The following is a 1073-nucleotide window of genomic DNA, read 5'->3' as shown; positions in this document are numbered from 1 at the left end:
TGTACTGAGCCGTCAGGTTGTTGACACTCGGGCTGCGGGCGTGAGTCCGTGGCTCGAGTGGATCCGTTCAGTGTTGTAGTGCTCGATCCAGGGTGCAAGCGCGTCAGTTCGGGCCTGGTTGCTGGTGAAAGGCTGCCGGTACGCCCACTCGGTCGCGAGGGTCCGGTTGAACCGCTCGACCTTGCCGTTCTGCCACGGGCAGTGGGGCTTGATGAACTTCTGCCGCGCGCCCAGCGCCGCGACTGCGTCCTTGAACGCGGCCGAGTGCCGGTAGGCGAACGCGTTGTCCGAGATCACCCGCTCGATCCTGGGGATGCCATGGCGGGCGAAGTGGGCAGCGGCGCGTGTGAGGAACCCGGCTGCTGTCACGCCTTTCTCGTCGGGGTGGATCTCCGCGTAGGCGAGCCGAGTGCGATCATCGACGGCCGCGTGGACGTAGTCGAAGCCGATCCCGCGTCCCCTGAACTCCTCCTTGCGGCCATGGACGCGCCAGCCGCCGCCGTCCGGGATGCGGCCGAGCTTCTTCACGTCGACGTGGACCATGTCGCCGGGATGCTCGTGCTCGTAGCGGTTCGTCGTTGCTCTGGTCGCTCGGATCAGCGCTCCCGTGACCGGGTCCAGCCACGCCAACGGCGGGACCTGATGTCGGGCGAGGATGCGGGAGATCGTCCGAGCCGGGACACCGGTCTCCGCGGAGAGCCTGACGGGACCGAACCGGAGCCGGGTCCTGGCAGCGAGGACCACCGCTTCGCGTTCCGGGCTCGTCTTCGTCGGCATCCTGCGAGGACGACTCGACCGATCCGACAAGCCGGCGGCGCCCTCAGCGCGGAACCGGCGCACCCACCGATGCGCGCACTGACGAGAGACGCCGAGCTCTTTCGCGACGTGCGCAACGGGACGGCGATCATCGACGACGCGGGCGACAAGCAATCGACGTCCGTGCAGGGTCAATCGGGCGTTAGCGTGGGACACAGAGGCCTCCTGGCAGTGGCAGAACTAGACAGCTCCATCAAGCCAGGAGGCCTCGTCGCGTCACAACCCCCGAAGTGTCACCAACGTCACGGCCGAGTACA

General features: G+C 67.4%; 1 protein-coding gene. It reads right to left on the bottom strand.

The annotated features are described in order from the left end of the window. Positions 1-12 precede the first annotated feature (12 nt). Positions 13-972, bottom strand: coding sequence for an IS481 family transposase (locus DEU32_RS16830; protein WP_114851556.1), 960 nt, complete (start codon positions 970-972; stop codon positions 13-15). Between the last annotated feature and the right edge of the window lie 101 nt (positions 973-1073).

Origin of the sequence: Curtobacterium sp. AG1037 (assembly GCF_003349855.1) — a bacterium.
GTDB classification, from domain to species: domain Bacteria; phylum Actinomycetota; class Actinomycetes; order Actinomycetales; family Microbacteriaceae; genus Curtobacterium; species Curtobacterium citreum.
This window is presented reverse-complemented; position numbering and strand designations above follow the sequence as displayed.